This window comes from Cedecea neteri NBRC 105707 = ATCC 33855, assembly GCF_001571265.1.
In the GTDB taxonomy this organism is placed as follows: domain Bacteria; phylum Pseudomonadota; class Gammaproteobacteria; order Enterobacterales; family Enterobacteriaceae; genus Cedecea; species Cedecea neteri.
The window spans coordinates 1-22800 of sequence record NZ_BCTL01000039.1; the positions used below are offsets into that span (position 1 = coordinate 1).

At 53.4% G+C, this 22800-nt stretch carries 22 protein-coding genes and 1 pseudogene; 13 read left to right on the forward strand and 10 right to left on the reverse strand.

Annotation, left to right across the window (positions count from 1 at the left end; genetic code table 11):
• The 3 genes from CNE01S_RS25320 to CNE01S_RS16675 form a co-directional block, all read right to left on the reverse strand.
• Positions 1 to 1246 (reverse strand): ESPR-type extended signal peptide-containing protein (locus CNE01S_RS25320; protein ID WP_303621193.1); only part of this gene is annotated, 1246 nt, incomplete at its 3' end.
• A 219-nt stretch (positions 1247 to 1465) separates the two neighbouring features.
• Positions 1466 to 1768, reverse strand: a complete 303-nt coding sequence (locus tag CNE01S_RS16670) for a hypothetical protein (RefSeq protein ID WP_138089272.1) — start codon at positions 1766 to 1768, stop codon at positions 1466 to 1468.
• Between the two features lie 496 nt (positions 1769 to 2264).
• On the reverse strand, positions 2265 to 3143 hold the full coding sequence (locus tag CNE01S_RS16675; RefSeq protein WP_061277408.1) for a LysR family transcriptional regulator: 879 nt from the start codon (positions 3141 to 3143) through the stop codon (positions 2265 to 2267).
• A gap of 107 nt (positions 3144 to 3250) precedes the next feature.
• Here CNE01S_RS16675 and budA point away from each other — a divergent pair, with 107 nt between their 5' ends.
• From budA to CNE01S_RS16705, 6 genes and pseudogenes are all read left to right on the forward strand, one after another.
• Positions 3251 to 4030, forward strand: coding sequence for an acetolactate decarboxylase (gene budA, locus CNE01S_RS16680; protein WP_061277409.1), 780 nt, complete (start codon positions 3251 to 3253; stop codon positions 4028 to 4030).
• A 23-nt stretch (positions 4031 to 4053) separates the two neighbouring features.
• Positions 4054 to 5733: an acetolactate synthase AlsS gene (gene alsS / locus CNE01S_RS16685; RefSeq protein ID WP_061277410.1), complete on the forward strand. Its 1680-nt coding sequence runs from the start codon at positions 4054 to 4056 to the stop codon at positions 5731 to 5733.
• Positions 5734 to 5752: 19 nt separating this feature from the next.
• Positions 5753 to 6523 carry a (S)-acetoin forming diacetyl reductase gene (locus CNE01S_RS16690; RefSeq protein WP_061277411.1) on the forward strand — a complete coding sequence of 257 codons (771 nt, stop codon included), beginning with the start codon at positions 5753 to 5755 and terminating at the stop codon, positions 6521 to 6523.
• Positions 6524 to 6709: 186 nt separating this feature from the next.
• Positions 6710 to 7192 carry an Hcp family type VI secretion system effector gene (locus tag CNE01S_RS16695; protein ID WP_061277412.1) on the forward strand — a complete coding sequence of 161 codons (483 nt, stop codon included), beginning with the start codon at positions 6710 to 6712 and terminating at the stop codon, positions 7190 to 7192.
• Positions 7189 to 7308 (forward strand): annotated as a pseudogene (locus CNE01S_RS25325) (DUF2778 domain-containing protein); the annotation flags it as partial. The gene CNE01S_RS16695 and the pseudogene CNE01S_RS25325, both read left to right, overlap by 4 nt.
• Before the next feature lie 576 nt (positions 7309 to 7884).
• On the forward strand, positions 7885 to 9777 hold the full coding sequence (locus CNE01S_RS16705) for a potassium transporter Kup (RefSeq protein WP_061277414.1): 1893 nt from the start codon (positions 7885 to 7887) through the stop codon (positions 9775 to 9777).
• Here the strand turns inward: CNE01S_RS16705 and CNE01S_RS16710 are convergent.
• Both CNE01S_RS16710 and CNE01S_RS16715 read right to left on the reverse strand, forming a co-directional pair.
• Complete coding sequence (locus CNE01S_RS16710) at positions 9774 to 10355, reverse strand: TetR/AcrR family transcriptional regulator (RefSeq protein ID WP_061277415.1); 582 nt, start codon at positions 10353 to 10355, stop codon at positions 9774 to 9776. The two genes, CNE01S_RS16705 and CNE01S_RS16710, sit on opposite strands and share 4 nt — an antisense overlap.
• Positions 10356 to 10396: 41 nt before the next feature.
• Positions 10397 to 11902: an MFS transporter gene (locus CNE01S_RS16715; protein WP_061277416.1), complete on the reverse strand. Its 1506-nt coding sequence runs from the start codon at positions 11900 to 11902 to the stop codon at positions 10397 to 10399.
• A 188-nt stretch (positions 11903 to 12090) separates the two neighbouring features.
• Between CNE01S_RS16715 and CNE01S_RS16720 the strand changes: the two genes are divergently transcribed.
• Positions 12091 to 12705, forward strand: coding sequence for an alpha/beta hydrolase (locus CNE01S_RS16720; protein WP_061277417.1), 615 nt, complete (start codon positions 12091 to 12093; stop codon positions 12703 to 12705).
• 172 nt (positions 12706 to 12877) lie between these two features.
• Here CNE01S_RS16720 and CNE01S_RS16725 read toward each other — a convergent pair whose 3' ends face one another.
• Complete coding sequence (locus CNE01S_RS16725; protein WP_061277418.1) at positions 12878 to 13912, reverse strand: AI-2E family transporter; 1035 nt, start codon at positions 13910 to 13912, stop codon at positions 12878 to 12880.
• A gap of 263 nt (positions 13913 to 14175) precedes the next feature.
• Between CNE01S_RS16725 and CNE01S_RS26075 the strand changes: the two genes are divergently transcribed.
• From CNE01S_RS26075 to mrdB, 6 genes are all read left to right on the forward strand, one after another.
• Complete coding sequence (locus CNE01S_RS26075) at positions 14176 to 14265, forward strand: protein YdgV (protein WP_439645711.1); 90 nt, start codon at positions 14176 to 14178, stop codon at positions 14263 to 14265.
• 107 nt (positions 14266 to 14372) lie between these two features.
• On the forward strand, positions 14373 to 14747 hold the full coding sequence (mdtJ, locus tag CNE01S_RS16730; protein ID WP_061277419.1) for a multidrug/spermidine efflux SMR transporter subunit MdtJ: 375 nt from the start codon (positions 14373 to 14375) through the stop codon (positions 14745 to 14747).
• Complete coding sequence (gene mdtI / locus CNE01S_RS16735; RefSeq protein ID WP_061277420.1) at positions 14734 to 15063, forward strand: multidrug/spermidine efflux SMR transporter subunit MdtI; 330 nt, start codon at positions 14734 to 14736, stop codon at positions 15061 to 15063. Before mdtJ ends, mdtI begins: the two co-directional genes overlap by 14 nt.
• A 133-nt stretch (positions 15064 to 15196) precedes the next feature.
• Positions 15197 to 17350: a bifunctional diguanylate cyclase/phosphodiesterase gene (locus CNE01S_RS16740; RefSeq protein ID WP_061277421.1), complete on the forward strand. Its 2154-nt coding sequence runs from the start codon at positions 15197 to 15199 to the stop codon at positions 17348 to 17350.
• Between the two features lie 318 nt (positions 17351 to 17668).
• Positions 17669 to 18310 carry an ATP-dependent Clp protease proteolytic subunit gene (locus CNE01S_RS16745; protein ID WP_061277422.1) on the forward strand — a complete coding sequence of 214 codons (642 nt, stop codon included), beginning with the start codon at positions 17669 to 17671 and terminating at the stop codon, positions 18308 to 18310.
• Positions 18311 to 18448: 138 nt separating this feature from the next.
• On the forward strand, positions 18449 to 19561 hold the full coding sequence (gene mrdB, locus CNE01S_RS16750; RefSeq protein WP_061277423.1) for a peptidoglycan glycosyltransferase MrdB: 1113 nt from the start codon (positions 18449 to 18451) through the stop codon (positions 19559 to 19561).
• A 74-nt stretch (positions 19562 to 19635) separates the two neighbouring features.
• On the opposite strand, the gene CNE01S_RS16755 is transcribed toward mrdB, so the two are convergent.
• The 4 genes from CNE01S_RS16755 to CNE01S_RS16765 all read right to left on the reverse strand — a co-directional run bounded on the left by CNE01S_RS16755 (position 19636) and on the right by CNE01S_RS16765 (position 22799).
• Positions 19636 to 20442 (reverse strand): trypsin-like serine peptidase, encoded by an 807-nt coding sequence (locus tag CNE01S_RS16755; RefSeq protein ID WP_061277424.1) that lies wholly within the window; start codon positions 20440 to 20442, stop codon positions 19636 to 19638.
• Positions 20443 to 20540: 98 nt separating this feature from the next.
• Complete coding sequence (gene ydgU, locus CNE01S_RS26140) at positions 20541 to 20621, reverse strand: small membrane protein YdgU (protein WP_483862443.1); 81 nt, start codon at positions 20619 to 20621, stop codon at positions 20541 to 20543.
• A gap of 115 nt (positions 20622 to 20736) precedes the next feature.
• Positions 20737 to 21162 (reverse strand): acid resistance repetitive basic protein Asr, encoded by a 426-nt coding sequence (gene asr, locus CNE01S_RS24565; protein WP_008459254.1) that lies wholly within the window; start codon positions 21160 to 21162, stop codon positions 20737 to 20739.
• A 152-nt stretch (positions 21163 to 21314) separates the two neighbouring features.
• The gene (locus CNE01S_RS16765) at positions 21315 to 22799 is read right to left on the reverse strand and encodes a carboxypeptidase M32 (protein ID WP_061277426.1); all 1485 of its coding nucleotides are present in this window, start codon (positions 22797 to 22799) and stop codon (positions 21315 to 21317) included.
• Position 22800: the final 1 nt, after the last annotated feature.

Below are 22800 nucleotides of genomic sequence, written 5' to 3' on the forward strand. Positions count from 1 at the left end.
CCGTAACGCCCGTCAGCGTTCGGTTTCCTGCTGTACCCGCGATGTTAACCGAAGTTCCGGCTTTGTCACCGGCGACGGTAATCGCCTGTGTGGACTGATCCTGCTTAACGAGACCGACGGTGCCGTTGGTCAGGTTATTTATCGACGTAGTGTTTCCGGCAATATTCGCCGTATTGGTCGCGATATTGCCGGTATTGGTGGACACCTGATTATTGGTGGCAAACAGCTGGCTGCCGTTAATGGCGTCGGTGCTGTTGATGCTTAGTACTCCCGGGGCGACGTTTTGAATCTGCCGTTCGGCACCGATGGCCCCCACCGAAACCACGCCGCTGGCGGTGCCTGCTGAACTGCCGCCGATAGCAAAGGGGCCGGTATGGGCGGCGGCAGTAACGCTGCCGTAACCTAAGGCAACGCCGTTAGCATTTGATGCCGTGGCCGTGGCACCAATCGCAATAGCATTGGCCTGGCTGGCAACGGCGTTTGCACCAAGGGCCACGCTGTTGGCACCGCTGGCGCGGGTATTCGCGGTCGTATCTTGAGTGACCCCGTTTGCCGTGGATGAGCCGATGGCAATAGCGCCTGCTGCGGTCGAAGATGCTGAGTTACCGAAAGCCAGAGCGCCGCCTGCGGTTGCCGTCGCGGTATTACCTAACGCCATACTGTAATCTCCACTGGCCACGCTCATGCGCCCCATTGATATGGCAGTATTACCGCTGGCCGAGTTTGCTGTACCGATTGCCGTTGAGGACAAGCCCGAAGCGTTATTTAAAGCACCCACTGACGTACTTAATGCACCTGCTGCGATATTGAATGATCCCAGAGACGTTGAGCCATTGCCTGATGCTACCGCGGTATTACCCAGCGCCGTAGCCGCCGCAGCATTGGTAATATTGAAATCACCTAGCCCATCCGTACGCCGTAGTACTGCTGATGTCGTGGTGGTGGCTGAGACGGTAGAGTTGGCCCCAATGGCGGTACCTGCCTGGCCAGAACCCACCGAAGCATTGTTACCCACTGCAACGGCTAAATCGTTTGATCCTGCACTAGCGCCGGTACCGGCGGAATAACCCACAGCCTGTGCCGGAGAAGCCAAAAAAACAGGCAAGATGGCTAATGCCATACCCGCGCGTAATGCGCGAGGTGAGGCCGTAACGGCGCTTGAAGATAATTTGTTCTTTGAAAGTTCACCGACAGCAATATAGGTCTTTAGCGACGCGTTCCATATGACTTTATAGACTTTATTCATGTGTTGCCCCAGAGGTGTAAATAGCAATAAGTAAATGGCATTAAAGTAATGATTTACCTGTTGCTATTATTGGAGGGTGTTTTAAATGAATGCTTTCATTAGCCTGAGCATAAACTTAATCAGCATTTAATTATATTTAAGGCGAAATAATCCCCCGCTCAGAAATGAACGCTTAAAAAAGCAAAGGCTGGCCTACAGCTTTTTTATAAGCCTGCTAATTTATTTGGTATTGCTTATTCTTGTTAATAGTCGCTCGGCCTCATCGCAGGAGGCTTTGTTTTCCTTGGTTATTTTGTCTTTTGCGCTGCACGACTGAAGATAAAAACTGGTATTCATCATGGCGACTTTGGCCGTTATCCAGACAAGTCTTTCACAGCCGGATTTATCAGGATTTCCGCTGCAGGCCTGATTGGCTGCGGTCTGAATGGATTGTATTGAATCAACTTTCTTTGCAGAGAAACTGGTAAGGGGTAAAAAAGCCATTAAAGAAGAAAGCATTGATATAACAATTGTTTTTTTCATGATCCCACCGAGGGTTTTATATTCCAATAAAGAGTGGTCCATAAGCTAAATTGCACAAATTAATAGATTGAAAACTGCCAAAATTGGTGGGTTTTCACAATGACTTATTATGCGAGTGGTTAATTGCATGTGGTTGTGGTTGTTTAATATTTTAAACATAGGATTATTCTTAGTTGTTTTAGAGGGGTAACTGAGTTGGTAGTCAGTTTTGATTGTTATAAATTGTATTTTGATTGCTTCTTTTTATATGAGGCTGAGGGCAGTATGAATATTGGTGAGCTTGCCCGTATGAAAGGGCTTAGTGCTTCGCGGATTCGTTTTATGAGCGAGTGGGACTGCTGAAAGCGATGAAATACCAACTCCGCACAATCAGTGTCAATAAGCGGCCGGATCCTGCCGTTTCTCCCCTTTGGGCGCTGTTGTTACAGCAGACGGCCAGGATGCTGCGTGGCCGAAAGTATCGCCGGTAGATAGCCAGCCGCCAGCCGCAATCCTGCTAGTGGCCGAACAGTTGGATAAAACGTTTCACCGACGGGGAACGTTCAAACTGCCGCCAGGCCAGCGCAATGTCCGTTTTTACCTGGTCACCCCGAATCGCGTGGAAGGTGACGTTCGGGCTGGCGATACAGGTCATCGATTGGGGGACTAAGGCAAAACCGAAGCCTGCCGAAACCATGCTTAACGAGGAGGAAATTTGTGAAGCCTGGCAGGCGCTTTTCAGATCGATGCCCGCCCGCAGGCAGGCGTTATACATCAGTTCATAAAGCCCAGGGGCGACCTCTTCCGGGAACAGCACCGGCGGTACGTCGGCCAGAGCTTGCAGGGCCAGTTCTTTCTCCCCGGAAAGCGGATGGTCCTTGTGCAGGGCAATCATCATCGGTTCTTCGTCAATCAGCTTGAGCGTAAACCGCTTGCTGCTTTCACAGGGCAGGCGCACAAACGCCACGTCCAGCAAGCCTTCATCCAGTTCTTGCATCAGACCCGCCATATTGGTTTCCCGCTGGCGCAGTTCGATGGCCGGATAGTGCGTCTGAAACTGGCGCAGCAGAGAAAAAATCTTTGGGTTAAACGCGTTTGAACTGGTTATCCCGAGCGAAAGCTTACCGTTAATACCGCGGGCAATGCCGCGGGCTTTCTCCAGCGCGGCGTCGCTGTGGGCCAGAATCTGGCAGGCATCCTGATAAAACGCTTCTCCCGCATCCGTCAACTCCACACCTCTGGTTAAGCGGTGCAGTAGCGGGGTACCCACTTCACGTTCAAGTCGCTGAATTTGCTGACTAAGAGGAGGCTGCGAAATACCCAGCAGTTCGGCTGCCCGGGTGAAGTTGTGCGTCTGGGCGACGGCGACAAAATAGCGGAGATAGCGAAGTTCCATATCGAAAACGTCTCAAACCTGAGGGGCTTTTATATTGGAACTGTGAACTAGATCACGTCAACATTTAATTAAAGTTTCTTAACCTTCAGCCCGAGGTGACAGACGCCATGAGCGATTTAACTCTATGTTCCTGCGAAGAAAGTCTTTTAGAGATGGTCGAGACTTTCGCCGCTACCAATAAAGAAAACATGATATATCAGACTTCATTGATGAGCGCATTATTAAGCGGCGTCTATGAAGGGGAAACCACCATGGCCGACCTGCTGAAGCACGGTGACTTTGGCCTGGGGACATTTAACGAGCTGGACGGCGAGATGATTGCCTTCAACAGCAACGTTTATCAATTACGGTCAGACGGCAGTGCCAGAGCGGCCAGCCCGCAGCAGAAAACGCCGTTTGCGGTGATGACCTGGTTTAAACCGCAATACCGCCTGCAGATTGACAGCACCACCAGCCGCCAGAAGCTGCACGAGATTATCGATGCAAAAATTCCTTCCGATAACCTGTTTTGCGCCCTGCGTATAGATGGCCATTTCCGCCATGCCCATACCCGCACGGTGCCACGCCAGAAGCCACCATACCGCGCCATGACTGACGTGCTGGACGACCAGCCGGTGTTCCGTTTTAACGGCCGCAAAGGCGTGCTGGTGGGGTTCCGCACCCCACAACATATGCAGGGCATCAACGTGGCGGGCTATCACGAGCACTTTATTACCGATGACCGCCAGGGCGGCGGGCATCTGCTCGATTATCAGCTTGAGCAGGGCGTGCTCACCTTCGGTGAGATCCACAAGCTGATGATCGACCTTCCGGCAGACAGCGCATTTCTTAACGCCAACCTGCACCCAGAAAACCTCGACGCGGCTATCCGCGCGGTTGAAAACTAGCGTTCTCTGAGGAGATGTGAGCCATGAATAACAAAAAACCTTTGCGTCAGTGGGCGCATGGCGCTGACCTGGTGGTCAGCCAGCTTGAAGCTCAGGGCGTGAAGCACGTCTTTGGGATCCCAGGGGCGAAGATCGATAAGGTCTTTGATTCGCTGAACGACTCGCCGATTGAACTTATTCCGGTACGCCACGAAGCCAATGCTGCCTTTATGGCTGCGGCGGTGGGGCGTATTACCGGGAAAGCGGGCGTGGCACTGGTCACCTCCGGCCCCGGCTGCTCAAACCTGATAACCGGCATGGCGACAGCCAACAGCGAAGGTGACCCGGTTGTGGCGCTGGGCGGGGCGGTAAAACGTTCCGATAAAGCCAAACTGGTACATCAGAGCATGGACACCGTGGCGATGTTCAGCCCGGTGACGAAGTACTCAGTAGAAGTGCCTTCTTCGGACGCCATTGCCGAGGTGGTTTCAAACGCCTTCCGCGCCGCAGAACATGGCCGCCCCGGTAGCGCCTTTGTCAGCCTGCCGCAGGACATCAGCGACGGCCCGGCAACCGGGAATATTTTGCCCGCTAACGGATCGGTGAAAGCCGGTGCCGCGCCTGACGCCGCTATTAACGATGTGGCGAAACTTATCTCGCAGGCCAAAAATCCTGTATTCCTGCTTGGGCTGATGGCAAGCCAGCAGGAAAACAGCGCGGCGCTGTTCCATCTGCTGGAAAAAAGCCACATTCCGGTCACCAGCACCTATCAGGCCGCAGGCGCTGTGAATCAGCAACACTTTGCTCGTTTTGCCGGGCGCATTGGGTTGTTTAATAACCAGGCCGGCGATCGCCTGCTGCAGCTTGCGGACCTGGTTATCTGTATTGGCTACAGCCCGGTGGAATACGAGCCGGCGATGTGGAACACCGGCGATGCTACGCTGGTGCATATCGACGTGTTGCCAGCTTATGAAGAACGTAACTACGTGCCGGACGTCGAGCTGGTGGGCGATATCGCCAGCACGCTGGACAAGCTCACCGGTCGCATAGAAAAACCGCTGGTCCTTAGCCCGCGTGCGTCAGAAATCCTCGTGGACAGGCAGCACCAGCGTGAACTGCTGAGCCGACGGGGCGCACAGCTGAACCAGTTTGCTCTCCATCCGCTGCGTATTGTCCGGGCGATGCAGGACATTGTGAACGACGACGTGACTCTGACCGTCGATATGGGCAGTTTCCACATCTGGATCGCCCGTTACCTTTACAGCTTCCGCGCGCGTCAGTTGATGATCTCTAACGGCCAGCAAACCATGGGCGTAGCGCTGCCGTGGGCCATTGGCGCGTGGCTGGTGAATCCGGGCCGCAAGGTGGTTTCGGTGTCAGGCGACGGCGGCTTCCTACAGTCCAGCATGGAGCTGGAAACGGCGGTGCGCCTCGGCGCTAACGTGTTGCACATCATTTGGGTGGATAACGCCTACAACATGGTGGCGATTCAGGAAGAGAAAAAATACCAGCGCCTGTCTGGCGTTAACTTCGGGCCGGTGGACTTTAAAGCTTACGCGGATGCCTTCGGGGCAAGAGGCTTCGCAGTGGAAAGTGCGGAAGCACTGGAGCCGACTTTACGCGCCGCTATGGATGTGAATGGTCCGGCGGTGGTAGCGATTCCGGTTGATTACAGCGACAACCATCTGCTGATGAGTCAGCTGCACCTCAGCCAAATTCTTTAAATAACAGAAGGATATTGTGATGAAAAAAGTAGCACTGGTTACCGGGGCCGGTCAGGGCATCGGGAAAGCTATCGCGCTGCGTCTGGCGAAAGACGGCTTTGCCGTCGCCGTGGCTGACTACAACGCCAAAACCGCAAAAGAAGTGGCGGACGAAATTAACCGCAGCGGCGGCCGCGCGCTGGAAGTGACTGCGGACGTGTCCGACCGCGATCAGGTCTTCGCCGCCGTCGAGGCTGCCCGCAAAGGGCTGGGCGGTTTTGATGTCATCGTCAACAACGCGGGCGTGGCGCCTTCCACCCCTATCGAGGAGATCACCCCGGAAATCGTCGACAAGGTTTACAACATCAACGTGAAGGGCGTGATTTGGGGCATTCAGGCCGCGGTTAAAGCCTTTAAAGCGGAAGGCCACGGCGGGAAAATTATTAACGCCTGTTCCCAGGCCGGCCACGTGGGTAACCCGGAGCTGGCGGTTTACAGCTCCAGCAAATTTGCCGTGCGCGGCCTGACCCAAACCGCCGCGCGCGATCTGGCTCCGCTAGGGATCACCGTGAACGGCTACTGCCCGGGTATCGTCAAAACTCCGATGTGGGCTGAAATCGATCGCCAGGTGTCTGAGGCCGCAGGCAAACCGCTGGGCTATGGCACCGCCGAGTTTGCCAAACGTATTACTTTAGGCCGTTTGTCTGAGCCGGAAGATGTGGCCGCCTGTGTGTCTTACCTGGCCAGCGCAGACTCCGACTATATGACCGGCCAGTCGCTGCTCATCGACGGCGGGATGGTCTTTAATTAAAAAAGCGTTTTAATGTGGAGTACCTTTTGGCCCGGCGGGGAACCGCTGGGCCTTTTTTAATTTAAAACTTCGGCACGGGATGAAAATTAAGATAAATAGAATTAAGATTCTTTCAGCGTTTCCGGTTTGAAGTGAATTCCATTCATATATAGGGTTTGCTCCTTATTGATGATAAGGAGATAAAAAATGGCAATACCGGCTTGCTTATGGATGAAAGATGATGGCGGGGCAGATATCAAAGGCTCTGTTGATGTGCAGGATCGTGAAGGAAGCATTGAGGTTTTGGGATTTGGCCATGGCTTGCATTTACCCACAGACAACAGTACGGGGAAAATTACCGGCACTCGTGTACACGCTCCGTTAACGTTTGAAAAAGAATTTGATTCCTCAAGCCCCTATATTTACAAGGCCGTCGCTCGGGGCCAAACGCTTAAGAGTGTTGAAATTAAATGGTACAAGATTAACTACTCAGGGCAGGAGGAAGAGTACTTCAATATGTTATTGGAAGGCGTAAAAGTCATTTCAATATGCCCGATGATGCATGACTGCAAGAACCCGGCCACCGAGAAACATAATCACCTGGAAGCCGTGTCGCTGCGCTACGAGAAAATTACCTGGAAACATTGCGACGGGAATATCATCTTCGCCGATAGCTGGAACGAACGATGATCCGCTGTACCTTCCACCTTAACGGCGGAGCGCTAAGCACGTTAAGCTGCCCAGGGATTGGGTTTTTTGCGGCTTATTCTGGTCAGGCTGGGAGTACTCGTAATAATCCGGAGCAAGCTTTCTATAATTGGTATCCAAAGCCCAAGGGAACGATAGATGAATATTCATGGGATGAAATCTTTATGACGGTTGTCCTGTCGCTAACAGTTTTATTGAATAGTGCATTTATATTAACAACAACGTTGGTTTATAAAAAACTTAAGCGCAAGAAAATTGAGGCTAAAACTGAGTGTTAAGCCTCACGCTTGCTTTCAGCCTGGGAACAGGGCAGGTATTCTAATGAAATACGTATGGATTTGGATTGCTGAGGCTGCGCTGTATTGTGTCGTTCTTGTGTTTCTGTTCAGTGCAGCACCAGAAAACGCTGCATACGATTTAGTCAGTCAGTTTACCGGTATGATACCTGGCGATACATAGGAGAAATATTACTTCCTGGCTTTATGTGTACTGTCATTACTCACCGTTTCGCTAGTGATTTACATCACGTTGCGTATTAGAAAGCCTTAATCCTGATCTCCCCAAAGCTCCAGCCTCAATGCCGGAGCTTTTTTAGTCGTCATTAGCTGGAAATTTCCCTCAGGCTCTATACTTTGTCATGGCAACTGCCAGAAAAATCACAGAAAGGATTGTGCATGACAAACCAGCCGCAGACGGCCGGCGCGGAAGCCTCCGGGACAACGCCGCATAAATTTATTCTCGCCGGGAGCGCGCTCGGCGTGGTGTTTGGCGATATCGGCACCAGCCCGCTTTATACTCTGAAAACGGTGCTGCTGCTATCCGGCAACGATCCGACCCCGTCGGTGATTCTGGGGCTGCTGTCGCTGATTATCTGGACCCTGATCCTTATCACCTCGGTGAAGTACGCGATGTTTGCCATGCGTATCGACAACCACGGTGAGGGCGGCATTATGGCGCTGATGTCACTGCTGGTGGCGCGGGATAAAGGCTCGCGTTGGGTAGTGCTGGCGGCGTTATTAGGCGCGGCGTTGATCTACGGTGACGGGGCAATTACCCCCGCCATTTCAGTACTCTCCGCCATTGAAGGGTTGAATATGATCCTGCCCGAGGCCGAAACCTGGGTGCTGCCGATTGCGGTGACGATTCTGGTACTGCTGTTTGCCGTACAGCCTTTCGGCACGGCTAAGATAGGTAAAGTATTCGGGCCGATTATGGCGCTGTGGTTCATTTCTATCGCCGGGCTGGGGATTTGGGGTATTGCGCAGCATCCGGCCGTGCTGCTGGCTATTAACCCCTGGTACGGGCTGCAGTTTCTTGTCTCCAATGGTTTTGTCAGCTTTATGGTGCTGGGCGGCGTGTTTCTGTGCGTTACCGGGGCGGAGGCACTGTATGCCGACATGGGCCATTTCGGCAAAAAGCCTATCTGGCTGGCGTGGTACGGCGTGGTGTTTCCGAGCCTGCTGCTCAACTATGCCGGGCAGTCGGCGCTGATCCTTTCCGGGGCCGATATCACCCAGAATATCTTCTTCCGCCTATGCCCACCGGCACTGCTGATCCCGCTGGTGATCCTTGCCACGCTGGCGACAATTATTGCCAGCCAGGCGATTATCACCGGGGCATTCTCGATGACCCGACAGGCGATACAGCTGGGCTGGCTGCCAAGACTTCGCATACGCCAGACGGCGGCGGAGAGCTACGGGCAAATCTATATCGGCGTGATCAACTGGCTTCTGATGGGCGTCACGCTCTTCCTGACGGTGTTCTTTAAGTCGTCCGAGAATCTGGCGGCGGCCTACGGGATTGCCGTTTCCCTTACCATGCTGATGACCTCCGGGCTGCTGTATGTCGCGATGCGCCATATCTGGCAGTGGCGGCGGCTGACCAGCGCGCTGGTAGCGGGGGGATTCTTAATTGTTGATACCTGTTTCCTGATAGCTAACCTGATCAAAGTCCTGGAGGGCGGTTATATTCCGCTGCTGCTGGCGGCCGTGGTTTGCACCACAATGCTGGTCTGGCACCGTGGCGCGGCGGCTGCGTCCAACGCGGTGAACGAAAAGGTTATCGACGTGAACACGTTCTTTGCCGCCCTGAAAGAGCGTGAGGTGCCGCGCGTGCAGGGCTCGGCGGTATTCCTGACCAAAACCCGCAACGGTATTCCGCCGGTTATGCGGTGGCATGTGGCACGCAACCACGCGCTGCAGGAGAAGGTACTTTCGCTGACTATCTCAATCATGAACGTGCCGCGCGTTCCGGCCGGAGAAAGGCTGGTGATCGTTGAGCAGGCACCGAATTACTGGCGCGGTATCGCCCAGTACGGCTTTATGGAAAGACCACATATTCCTGAACTGATGGCGAGGTTAGGGGAGATGGCGTGTGCCTTCAGCGTGGAGGACGTGACTTATTATTTGGGCCATGAAACTATCGTGGCCCGTGAGGATGGGCAGGGCATGCCGGGCTGGCAGCGCAAGTGCTTCGCGTTTATGGTGAGAAACGCTACGCACGTAACGCACTATTACCGCCTGCCGAGCGACAGCGTGGTAGAGATCAGCCGCCGGATAGCGATTTAGCTTGCGCGCAGGACCAGGCGAATAAAACTGTCGATGTCGTCCAGCGCCAGTTGCCTGTCGGCGGGGGCTGAGGCGACCAGCAGTTTGTCGGCATAACCGTTTAGCAGGGCGCTGAACTGGCGCGTGGTTCTGGCGGCGTCCACCGCTTTAAACACGCCTGTCGTAATGCCATCATCGATGATATCGGCCAGTACCTTTTCCCATTTTTGCGTCATCACCAGCGCAAGCTCGGCCCATACGTTGCTGTGCGCCGCCTGGTGCCAGAGCGCACCGTAAAGCTGCCAGACCGCATCCGGCGCGTGAGGGAGGTACGTGTGGATCAAGCGCTGCAGCTTATCTTGCGGGGAAAACGTCTCGGTTTCATCGGTAAACTTGTGCAGATCGGCCATCAAAAACGCGGTCATGGCTTCAATGCAAAGCGTTTGCCAGTCGCTGAAGTAGTGGTAAATGTGGCTCCGTGAGATGCCCACCCGCTCGGTGAGTTCGCGGGTGGTCACCTTCTCGATACCTTTCTCAATGAACAGCTCAATGGCCCCGCTGAGGATTTTGCTTCTTAGCGTGTCCGGTGCTTCTTTCATGACGTTTCCACAGTTATCTGAATCGCTGGTGGGGCATCTTATCAGTTTTTAACTCGTTGGCTGGACAGCTTTTCCGGCTGGCGCAGTACATATTTCAAGATAGCGGTGCTAACGGCGACCAGCACGGCGGCGCAGATAATTACCGTCAGATAGGCATGGCTGAAGGCGTTTCGCGCCAGCTCTTTCAGCAGGGCGGCGCTGGCCGTGCTCATTGAGCCCGCAAGGTGCAGCGCTTCATCCAGGCTGTCGTACGCGCTATTCCCCGTGACCAGACCTTCAGGCAACACCAGGCTTGCGCTGTAGACCGCAGTCATCAGCCCGCCCAGCAACGTGACGCCAAGCACACCGCCCATTTCCCATGAGACATCTTCAATCGCGGCGACCATCCCGGCTTTTTCTTCCGGGGCATTGAGCATGATGGATGTTGATGCGGCGGTAAACGCCACGCCAAGCCCAAGCCCGATGACAAACAGTGCTGCGAGCTGTGGTGCCAGGCTGTAATCGGCCAGCAAGGCCATACTCGTCATGCCGATTGCCGTCACCAGCAGGCCGAAAACCATGAGTTTTGCGCCACCCCAGCGCGGCAGTACGACGCCGGCCAGCGGTGAAGCCAGGGCCGAGCCAATCGGGATAGGCAGAATCGACAGCCCGGCTAACAGCGGCGTCAGGCCCAGGACAAGCTGCAGGCGCTGGGTCAGCACCAGCTCAATGCCGGTTAGCGCGATCATGGTGATAATCGCCACGCTAATGCCGCTGGCAAACATGCGGTTACGGAACAGCGAGAAATCAATCATCGGATGCTCAGTCCGCTGTTGGCGACGAACAAACAGCGTTAAAAATACCACGCCGGCCAGCAGGGAACCCACTACGGTTAGCAGCGAGGCGTCCATTTTGCTGAGTTCCTTCAGGGCATAAATTACGCCCACCAGGCCAAGCATAATCAGCAGCGAAGCGGTGAAATCACATGGCCGGCTGGCATTCCCGGCATCCCGAGGGATCAAGAACCAGGCAAAGACGATCACCAGCAAAACGACCGGCACGTTAATCAGGAAGACCGAGCCCCACCAGAAGTATTCCAGCAGCACGCCGCCGATAACCGGCCCAAGCGCAGCGGCCGCAGAGGCGACGGCAGACCAGATGCCGATAGCCAGCGCGCGCTCGCGCTCGTTAGTAAAGACCTGGCGAACAATGGCAAGCGTGGCGGGCATCATCATCGTTGCACCAATAGCCAGAAACACGCGTGAAGCGATCAGCAGTTCAGCCGTGGGCGAATAAGCCGCGCAGAGTGAAGCGACACCGAAAACAGGTAACCCGGACATAAACAGTAGCTTGTGACCCAGGCGGTCACTCAGCATGCCCGCGCCGGGAAGCAAGCCCGCCGCGACAAGCGGATAGGCGTTAATGATCCACAGTTTTTCAGACGCCGTAGCGTTTAAAGCCTGAGTGAGCCTCGGTAGCGCGGTATAGAGCACCGTCATATCAATAATGATCAGGAAAAGGGTGCTGGTCAGGATCGCCAGAATCAGCCAGCGGTTAGTGAAGCGCATGTTGAATGCCTCTAAAAAAGCCAAATTTGAGCGGTTGCTCAAGCGCGAAATATACTTGAGCACTTGCTCAAAAACAAGATCGGCATTGCTGCGTATTTAGCGGCGGTTGACTTGTTGCAAAGGGGGAGAACACGATAAGGTAGGCGCCTGCGAAGAAATTCATTCAGGTTTGAGCACAAGGCAGGGCAATGAAAAAACTGATCGTGATGTTACATGGCGTAGGGAGTTCCGGGGCGGATCTCGAAGGGCTGGGCTTGTTCGTACAGCAGGTGATGCCGGAAGTGTTATTTGCTTCACCGAACGGCAGCGAGCCTTTTGACGGCGGCGGCGATGCCTGGCAGTGGTTCAGCCTGGAAGGCGTGACGGTACAAAACCGCCCGCAGCGCATCGTAGAGGCCCGCGCCGCGTTTGACGCTAAGCTGCAGGCGATTTTTGAGCAGCATGACGTGGCGCCGGGTAAAGATCAGGTGATCCTGCTGGGCTTCTCTCAGGGGTCTATCATGGCCCTGGATGTGCTGGCCACTTCCCGTTTTCCGCTGGCGGGCGTGGTTGCGTTCTCCGGGCGTCTTGCTTCACCAAAGCCATATCATGTTGCGGCAGATGCGTCGGCGCTGTTGATTCACGGTATGGCGGATCAGGTGATTCCGTGGGCTGAAAGTGAAGCGGCAGCCGCTGCGCTGATTGAAGCAGGGGCGGAAGTTGAAACGCTGTTTGAACCCGGCGTGGTGCATACCATCAGCGCGGATGGCGTGTCTCAGGCGCTGGGGTATATTGCGGAGCGTTTTGAGTTAGATCCGGAGTGATTTTTCCCTCCACCAAACAGGAGGGAGCCGGGACGAGCATAGGTGTTCGGTTTACACCCTCACCCTAGCCCTCTCCCTGGAAGGGAGAGGGAATAGAATGTGTACTGCTCTAACCTGACCTGTTGTTTCCCCCTCTCCCTCTAGGAGAGGGCCGGGGTGAGGGGCAAAATCTTCAGGACTTGCTCATATCACTCAGCAACACCGCGATACTCTTCCCGCCTTCCGTTTGCTCCAGCGCAATCTTCACCGCAATGGTCAGCGGCACAGACAGTAGCATACCGACCGGGCCAAGCAGCCAGCCCCAGAAGATCAGCGACAGGAACACCACCAGCGTCGACAGCCCAAGCCCGCGGCCCATCATGCGCGGCTCCAGAATATTGCCAAACACCAGATTGATGAGCAGATACCCCGCCACGACGATCAGGGTTTCATACAGTCCGCTAAAGACCAGTACCTGCACCACGGGCGGGATGGCTGCCAGCACGGAGCCGATGTTTGGAATATAGTTGAGCGCAAAGGCTAACAGCCCCCAGATAAAGGCAAAGCGGACATCCAGGGCGGCAAGCATGCCCCAGACGACAAGGCCGGTCACAATGCTGATGGCCGTTTTCAGCACCAAATAATGGCTGACGCTGTCCAGCGCACGCTGAATGGCGCCCATCCCTTCTTCCGGGCGAGACATCAGCTGCTGCAGTTTGCGCGGCAGTTGAGGGACTTCAATCAGCATAAATACCACGGTCAGCAGCAATAAAAAGATAGAGGTCATCGCGTTGGAAAGCTGCGTTAGCAGGCTGGTCACCAGCGTCATCAGGGCGTTAGGATCGACGTACTTCATTAATTCGTCGACGGAAACTGAGATCCCGACGCGCTGCAGCCAGGGCTCAATCGTCTTTAACGGCACCACCAGCGAAGAGCGATATTGCGGCAGGGTTCGTGCCAGCTCGTTAAGGGAGGTGCCAAGATAGGCCAGCAGCAGCACCATGCTCAGAATAATCACCACGATAACGAGGCTAATGGCCAGCACGCGCGGCACCCGCAGCCGTTCGAGGCGACGAATCAGCGGGTTAAGAATAACGGCAATAAACAGCGCCAGAATAAAAGGCACGATGATATCCGCTGCGGCTTTAATCCCCACCAGAATAATGACCAGCATGCCCAGCATAATCACGGCTTTCAGCGCTTTGAGGGTAATAATTGGTTTTGCCATTGTGGCTGATTCTCCAGTGTGCGGGAGGGGGGAATAATACACCGTTGTTAAAATAGTCATTCTTTTATTACGTTATTTTAAACGTTAAAAACAGTTTAATACATTACAGTATGGGCGATACACAGCGTAAAGGAGTGTAAAGGTCAGGCGCTAACATACCGAATTATGGTATAAAATCGGCGTGTTTAACTACCGAGGACAATTTTCTATCCGCAACTGACGAGAAGCAACACCGCGGATAAGTTGGAAATATTATGGACAATATGTTCAGTACTTCATTCAATCAGCATTCTGTTTTTATCACGTCTACTTCTTCACTCTCTGGTGAGCAGCACTGGCGCAACGCGCTTTAGTCCCTTTCTTCTGACAATTTTTCTGTTTTTTTAATTTGCCCTTGCTCGTCGTTTGGCGTGGCTTGTTGGGTTTTTGCATCTTTATTTTCTCTGTCAGGAGAGAAATCATGATTTATTGGATTTTATTGGGATTAGCCATCGTTGCTGAAATTACCGGCACCTTATCAATGAAATGGTCGAGCGTTAACGAAAATAACATGGGGTATGTTTTCATGCTGGTCATGATTGCAGTTTCCTATATTTTTCTGGCGTTTTCGGTGAAAAAAATTGCCCTTGGTGTGGCATATGCTATGTGGGAAGGCATCGGTATTCTGTTTATTACTCTCTTTAGCGTTTTGCTGTTTGATGAGTCCATTTCACCGCTAAAAATACTCGGCCTGACCACGCTGGTTGTCGGTATTGCGCTGATTAAATCGGGTACGCGAGAAAAAAAATCACGCCCGGTAATGTCAAAGAAAGGGGATCATCATGCCGTCGTTTGAGTGGGTACACGCGCTGTGGCTGGCGTTAGCCATTGTTCTGGAAATTGCCGCGAATATCTTTTTAAAACAATCCGATGGTTTCAAACGCCCGATATACGGCGTACTGTCCTTGCTGGCTGTGCTGGCCGCGTTCAGTGCCCTGGCTCAGGCGGTTAAAGGCATTGAGCTCTCCGTCGCCTATGCGCTGTGGGGCGGGTTTGGTATTGCCGCCACCGTTGCCGCGGGCTGGATCCTCTTCGGCCAGCGCCTTAACCGCAAAGGCTGGGTCGGCATTAGTCTGCTATTGGTGGGGATGATTATTATCAAAATTGCCTGATCCATCACGCTGCCCGTTAATTATTCGGGCAGCGCTTTCCTCAGGGTGTATTACGCTTATTTTACGGTAAAAGCACTTCTCTAAATTCAATGCCGGAAATCTCCACGTTATTTCACTTAAAAGAGAGCTGAAATTGCGTAATCTCCTTAGCTGGAAAAGCACGCCCGTTGCCGGAACCCTGTTTGCCATGGTGTTTATGGCAGGAATCGGGCTGATTGTGTCTGTCATCGCACTTCTCTATCTTTCACTTCACCTTATCAGCAGTAAAACCAATGAGATAGATGAGCACCGTAGTGCACTCTCGGTACAAGGGGCCATACAGACTTCGGTCAATCGCGTGTGGGCGTTGGTCATCGACAATGCGGTTTGGGACGATGCAGTAAATCAAGTTTATCGCCCTGAGCTTGACGTTAACTGGCTATATAACACCTGGGGCGCGGGTTACAAAATCAATAATCTCTATGACGGTGTTTATGTCCTGGATGAGGAGTTCAATGTGCTTTGGGGCTCGTTTCGCGGGCAGCGAGTGACGGGGCAAAACATCTCCCAACTGGGAAAGGGGTTTGAATCCCTCGTCTACCAGAATGCGCAAATGCTGAGAGATGACAAAAAAATCTTTGCCGGTATTACTCAGACCGAGAGCGGCGTTTCGTTTATCGGCATTGGGCTGATCCGACCCATGCTGGGGCGGCTTCAGGTTCACGACGCCACGCGCCGTTACCTGGTGATTGGCCGGCAGATCAATGCTGCCATGCTAAAAGAGCTGGGGAACACCTTTCAGATAGAGAACCTGCGCCTGACGCCAGAGGCGTCGGATTTGGCGAGTGTCCCGCTGAACAGCGCATCCGGTGAAACTCTGGGTTATCTAAGCTGGCAACCCAGGCAGCCCGGGGCAGAGGCCGCCCGCGCCGCTTCGGCAGACATTCTGCGCATTACGATGCTTGCTGCGGTGTTAATACTGGTGTTTATCGTCATCAGCAGCCTGGGGTTGTACAAGCTGGCTCGAGGTGAAAAGCAAGCAAGAACCATCGCGCTGACCGACTGGCTAAGCCATTTACCCAACCGACGGGCCCTGATTGAACGGCTGGCAACCATCAGCAAACGAGGCGATACCGACGAAAAAAGCGTGGTATTTATCGATCTCGATGGTTTTAAGGACGTGAATGATATTTACGGGCATGACAAGGGCGACAAGTTAATTGTGACTATTGCCCATGAGCTACGCGAGCGCGTGCCCGAAAACGGCATGCTGGTTCGCATGGGTGGGGATGAATTTGCCATGATGATCGGCGGGGAACGTGCAGGGGAAGACTCGGCAGCTTTTGCGGGTTCAGTTCTTGATTTCCTCAGCCAGCCCATACCCGTGGGGGAAAGCACTATTCATATTAGTGCCAGCATCGGGATTGCTTCGGGCTCGCTGGTGGACTGCAGCAGCTCGGAGCTGTTTCGCCGCGCCGATATCGCTATGTACCACTCTAAAATTACCGGGAAGGGGCGCACGACTTACTATGATGCAGCGTTAAATAACGTACGTGAGCGCCGCTTAATCATCGAAAATGACATTCGTGTGGGCCTGATGCGAGATGAATTTGAGGTCTGGTATCAGCCAATTATTGATGCGCGCAGCCAGGCTATGGCCGGTGTTGAAGCGCTGGTGCGCTGGCCACGTCGCCCGGCCGGTGAGCTGCTGCCAGATGAGTTTATTCCCGTGGCTGAAACCAGCGGCCTCATTTATTCTCTCGGGCAGTTTGTGCTGCGCCGCGCGTGCCGGGATTTAGTGCCCTATGAGGATCTCCGCCTGTCGGTGAACATTTCCCCGGCGCAGTTCCGCGATCCAGAATTTGAGGATAAGGTTGCCCGGGTGCTACAGGAAACTTCGTACCCGGCGCATCGGCTTGAGCTGGAAGTGACGGAAAGCTACGTGCTGGAAAATCCGGAGCGCGCTCTGGCGGCAATTCGAAACCTCAAGTCTCAGGGCATGGCGGTGGCGTTGGACGATTTTGGTAACGGCTATTCGAGCATCGGCTATCTGCGTCGCTTTCATTTCGATACGATCAAAATTGATAAATCGCTGGCCGGACTGGTGGACAGCGATGAGCAGGCGCTGGCGCTGGTGAACGGGACGGTACGAATTGCCACCGCGCTGGGTATGGCGGTGACGGCAGAAGGCGTGGAAAATGAAGATCAACTCAAGCTGCTTTGCCAGGCAGGCTGTGACCGACTGCAGGGCTATTACTTCAGCCCGCCCAGGCCGCTGGAGGCCATTGTGTCACTGCGGCCAGCGTAATAATGCTATTCATTAATAAAATACTTGTAATTCAATTCCTTCTGTTATTACAGTCAGGAAATTATGGTTTGGTAGCGCGCAGAGGCGGCCCCGTTTTTGCTGAGTTAACGGGGCGATGATTTATCACGGAAGTTTATAGTTTGGGTTAATATTGCTAGCTATTACAGAGAGTTATTTTATTTTTGGTGCATTCTGGTTTTTTACTTCTACATTAACGCTTTGTTTAAATTCCGGATATAAAATGCCTTGCTTTTGCAATGCCGTATTATAAGCTATGAAAAAATGGAATGTTACGTACGGTTTATCAAGGAGAGAGATGTGAAAGCCACAATACACCTGATCATTACACTGTTAATTTCTTATACTTCATTTGCTTCGGCGCAGTCTGTTGACGTTAAAAATAAAATAGCCAAAGTTTATTATACGGGAGAAATGCAAACCTCTGCCGTGTCGAGACTCGTCAGCGTATTTGATGAAATTAATAAAAATAATGATGTAGAAAGAATTTATTTATACATCAATAGCTATGGCGGTGATATGGATGCAGGTCTGATGGCCGCAGCCGCCGTCAGAAGCTCCGCTATCCCCGTGACAGCAGTTGCCATGTCTACCGTGGGTTCTTCTGCAACGATCATGTTCTGCGCCGCAAACGACAGGCGTTCACTGCCGGATGGTAGCTTATTCCTGCATCCAGCCTCTATTTCACATCAGGGAGATGTCAGGCCGGCCGATGTCACTTATCTTGAAAGAGAAACTCGTCGTTTCAACGAGATGTTTAAGAAAACGTATCGGGCATGCACAAAACTTGATGACGCCAAAATAGCCGAAATATTGCATAGTGAGTATAACCTGACAAACTATTCACCCAGCGAGGCAATGGCTGTTGGATTAATATCTTCGGTGGATAAAAAAATAATGCCGGCCACCTACAGTTATTCTATCATCAGCAACACGAATTAATCATAGAATGTCATCAGTAAAGCTATCGGGGTATGGTCTGAATTTGAAAATGAGCGCAGCAGGCAACCCGATAACCTGACCCAGAAAATATATCAGGTGAATTCTGCCTGAATTACCTCACGGTTGCAGAGGTATTACATGGAAAATATTCATCAGAAAAGAATGTTTTGGGCACGCATTCATCTCGATCCCTCGCTGCTGCTGCTGATTATGTTGTTACTTGCTTACAGCGCTTTTGTGATGTGGAGCGCCAGCGGCCAGGATGTCGGGATGATGGAGCGTAAAGCCGGGCAGATTGCAATGGGGCTTATTGTGATGATTGCTATGGCGCAAGTCCCTCCGCGTTTTTATGAAAGGTCCGCCCCCTGGCTTTTTGTCCTGTGCGTTATTTTGCTACTGCTGGTGGATAGCATCGGGCAAATCAGCAAAGGGGCTCAGCGCTGGCTGGATCTTGGCATTCTCCGCTTCCAGCCTTCGGAAATAGCCAAGATTGCAGTTCCACTGATGGTGGCCCGATTTATCAATCAGAACCCAGCGCCTCCGTCGCTTAAACATACTGCCATTGCCCTGGCGATTATTTTTGTCCCCACTTTGCTTATTGCGATGCAGCCCGACCTCGGCACCGCCGTTCTGGTGGCCACATCCGGTCTTTTCGTGCTATTCCTCTCCGGCATTAGCTGGAGAATTATCGCCGCTGCCGCCGCGCTGATTGCCGTTTTCATTCCGGTGCTGTGGTTCTTTCTTATGCATGACTACCAGCGCGAACGCATCATGATGCTGTTGGATCCAACACTCGATCCGCGTGGGGCGGGTTATCACATTATTCAGTCAAAAATCGCGATTGGCTCTGGCGGCCTGGTGGGGAAAGGCTGGCTGCACGGCACACAGTCTCAGCTGGAATTTTTGCCGGAGCGGCACACCGACTTTGTGTTTGCCGTTCTTGCGGAGGAACTGGGCTTTATCGGCATTCTGGTGCTGCTTGCGCTGTATCTGCTGGTGATTATGCGGGGGCTGATCGTCGCTGCTCAGGCTCAAACGCTGTTCGGGCGCATGGTCGTCGGTAGCCTGATACTGATCCTGTTTGTTTATGTGTTTGTGAATATCGGTATGGTGAGCGGTATTTTGCCGGTGGTGGGTGTTCCGCTGCCGTTAATAAGCTACGGCGGCTCGGCGTTGATCGTGCTGATGGCCGGATTTGGCATCATTATGTCTATGCATACGCACCGCAAGATGATGTCAAAAAATGTTTAGTAGCAGGAAGAGGGCGAGGGATTTATCGCCGGGCAGCCGTATTGAGCGGTGCCCGGCGGTATCAGGATAGAAAGTTATTGCGCCAGTGCTTCCAGCCTGTCGCGGAAGCCGGTGACTGAAATGGCACGGTTGTCAGCCCTGTATCTGTCTTTGGCTGCCGGAGCCGAGCTTTGCACCGCAATCAGCTGCCAGCCCTGATCGGTTTTCAGCAATAAGGGAGAACCGCTGTCACCGGGCAGGGTATCACACTGGTGCGACAGCACGGAGGCCTGCGCCCAGCCGGTTACCAGGCAGTTATTATGGGTGTACAAGTCGTCAAGGTGATCCAGCGGATAGCCGGACTGTGTGACTTTGCGATCCTGCGTTTTCAGGGCTTGGGTAAGCGCGTCTTTGTCGCCGGTAAACAGCGGCAACGGCGTAATTCCCGAAGGCGGATTACGGATAATAATCAGGCCAAAGTCATAGGGCGCGGCGCTCGACGGCACTATCCAGCCGTCGCCATCCGGCTTGAGGCGGCGGCCGAGAGATTTGTCCACACGTCCTTCAATATCATGGATCTCATAGCGCCATTGCCCTTTGTGGGAAATAAAGCGCAGGGCGATGGCTTTGTCTGCCTTGCCACGTGGCGGCTGCAGCAGGCAGTGCCCGGCGGTCAATGCCAGATGCGGTGAAATCAGGGTGGCGGTACATAAGTTGCCGCTGGCGGTTTCTAACTGGCCAATAGCATCCCACGGGGCATCTTCGGGGTTGGTGACACGAACACGATCATCTTTGCCGAAGAACAGGGTTTTAACGTTCGCCGGGCTGTCGTTTTCGTCCGCGTGAGCAAGTTGAGGTAAAAGGATCAATGCTCCTAAAAACAACACAACACTTTTGCGCATAGCTCTCTCTGAAGGGGCTAATAATTATGGTTTTTATAGATGCAGTAACTATAGTCGGAACGGGTCGAAAGTGGGAGTGAAAACAGCAGACTACGCTATCAGAGCCAGAAGCTCAGCGTAATAATACCGCAGATGATCAGCAGGGCGAGGATTAACTCGAAACTGTAGCGTCGCAACATTATCCGCACTCCAGAAATAAGTACGTGCTAAAGGCTGTGCCTTATTCCTAATAAAACACCCGGCAAGCCGGGTGTTTATCTAAACGCTTCAAGCTAACGGGTAGCCCCGTTTAACTTATGCTGCTGGCTGTGCAGCTGGTTTAGCAGCGGCTTTGTGATGTTTTTTCACGTGTTTCTTAGCAGCTTGAGCTTTCTGAGCAGCTGGTTTTACTGCTTTTTTGTGGTGTTTTTTAGCAGCCTGGGCTTTCTGAGCAGCTGGTTTGGTTGCTTTTTTGTGGTGCTTTTTAGCAGCCTGAGCTTTCTGCTCGGTCGCTGGTTTAGCGGCTTTTTTGTGTTTCTTTTTAGCGGCCTGAGCTTTCTGAGCGGCAGCTTTTTTGTGTTTCTTGTGATGCGTTACTTTTGCAGCTGGCGCTTTAGCAGCAGGAGCAGCAGCGGTGGTTGCTGGAGCAGCAGCTGGAGCGGTAGCGGTGGTGTCAGCAGCGAAAGCGGCAGAAGACAGACCCATAGCAGCGGCAACAACCAGAGCTAATACTTTTTTCATTTCGACATCCTCGAATTTGTTTGTGTGTCAACCCCACTGCGGGGCCGTTGAAATGAACTATAGGCTGGGGAATCAAAGTCTTCAGTGAGTGATTGGTATCGGCATGTAACGTAATGTACAACGCCGGGTACAGATGACCCGGCGTGAGGGATTTACAGGTAGCGAGATTCTAAATGTTTGCGGAAATACAACGGGTTAAGGTCTTCTCCGGTCGCGTTGGTGATCAGCTGTGAGGTGGTAAAACGGCTGCCATGCTGCCAGATATTTTGCTGCAGCCAGTCAAACAATGCGTCGAAATTACCGCTGGCGATCGCCTGGTCCAGATCCGGCAGCGCGCGTGACGCGGCGCTAAACAGCTGTGCCGCGTACATCGCGCCCAGCGTGTAGGATGGGAAATAGCCGAAAGCTCCATCGGTCCAGTGAATATCCTGCATACAGCCATTGCGGTAGTTGCCTTCGGTGGACAGGCCCAGCCAGGACTGCATCTTTTCATTCCACAGCGCGGGAATGTCGTCCACCTCGATGTCACCGTCGATCAACGCCCGTTCAATTTCATAACGCAGCACTACGTGCGCCGGGTAGCTGACTTCATCTGCATCTACGCGAATATAGCCGCGCTCAACCTGCTGGTTGACGTTGATAAAGTTGTTCAGCTCGAACGCCGGTTGCGGGCCAAAACGCTCAATAACCTTCGGCAGCAACAGCTTCAGGAACGGGGCACTGCGCCCAAGCTGCATCTCAAAGAACAGACTTTGGGATTCATGAATGGCGGTAGAGCGCGCCAGAGCAACGGGCTGGCCGAGCCACTCACGCGGCAGGTTTTGCTCGTAGCGGGCATGGCCGGTTTCATGAATCACGCCAAACAGCGAGCTGAACATCTCTTCTTCGTTATAACGAGTAGTGATTCGAACATCTTCAGGCACGCCGCCGCAGAAGGGATGCGCGCTGACGTCAAGGCGGCCACCGTTAAAGTCGAAGCCGAGCAGCGCCATGGTATCCAGCCCGAGCTGACGCTGGGTTTCAGTGGCGAAAGGACCCTGCGGCGCCAGCGCTTTTTCTTTGGCCTGTTTATCAACCACCTTCTGCAGCAGGTCCGGCAGCCAGCCTCGTAGATCGCCAAACAGCACGTCGAGCTTGGCGCTGGTCATCCCCGGCTCGTAGATATCCAGCAGCGCATCGTAGCGGGAAATTCCTTTGGCCTCTGCGCGCAGACGAGCTTCTTCGCGGCTGACGCGCACGACTTCCTTCAGGTTAGCGGAGAACCCCTGCCAGTCGTTGGCCGGGCGCTGGGTACGCCAGCCATGTTCGCAGCGCGTACCTACCAGCGATTTCTCTTCTACTAATGCATCCGGGAGCAGCACGGCTTCCTGATAATGCCGCGTCATTTCGCGCAGGTTGGCGCGCTCAACGTCGTTCAGATCTTCCTGAGCTGCAGCCTGGAGCAGGGTGGCAATTTTCTTGTCGGTAAGGATCTGGTGCTTAAGCACGCTAAGTTCAGCGAGAGCCTCGCCGCGCGCCTGGCTGCCGTTAGCGGGCATCATGGTGGACATGTCCCAGCCGGCAATAGCTGAAAGATGATCAAAACGGGACAGACGCTGGAAGGTACGGGTCAGGTGATTATAGTTTTGCTTGTCCATA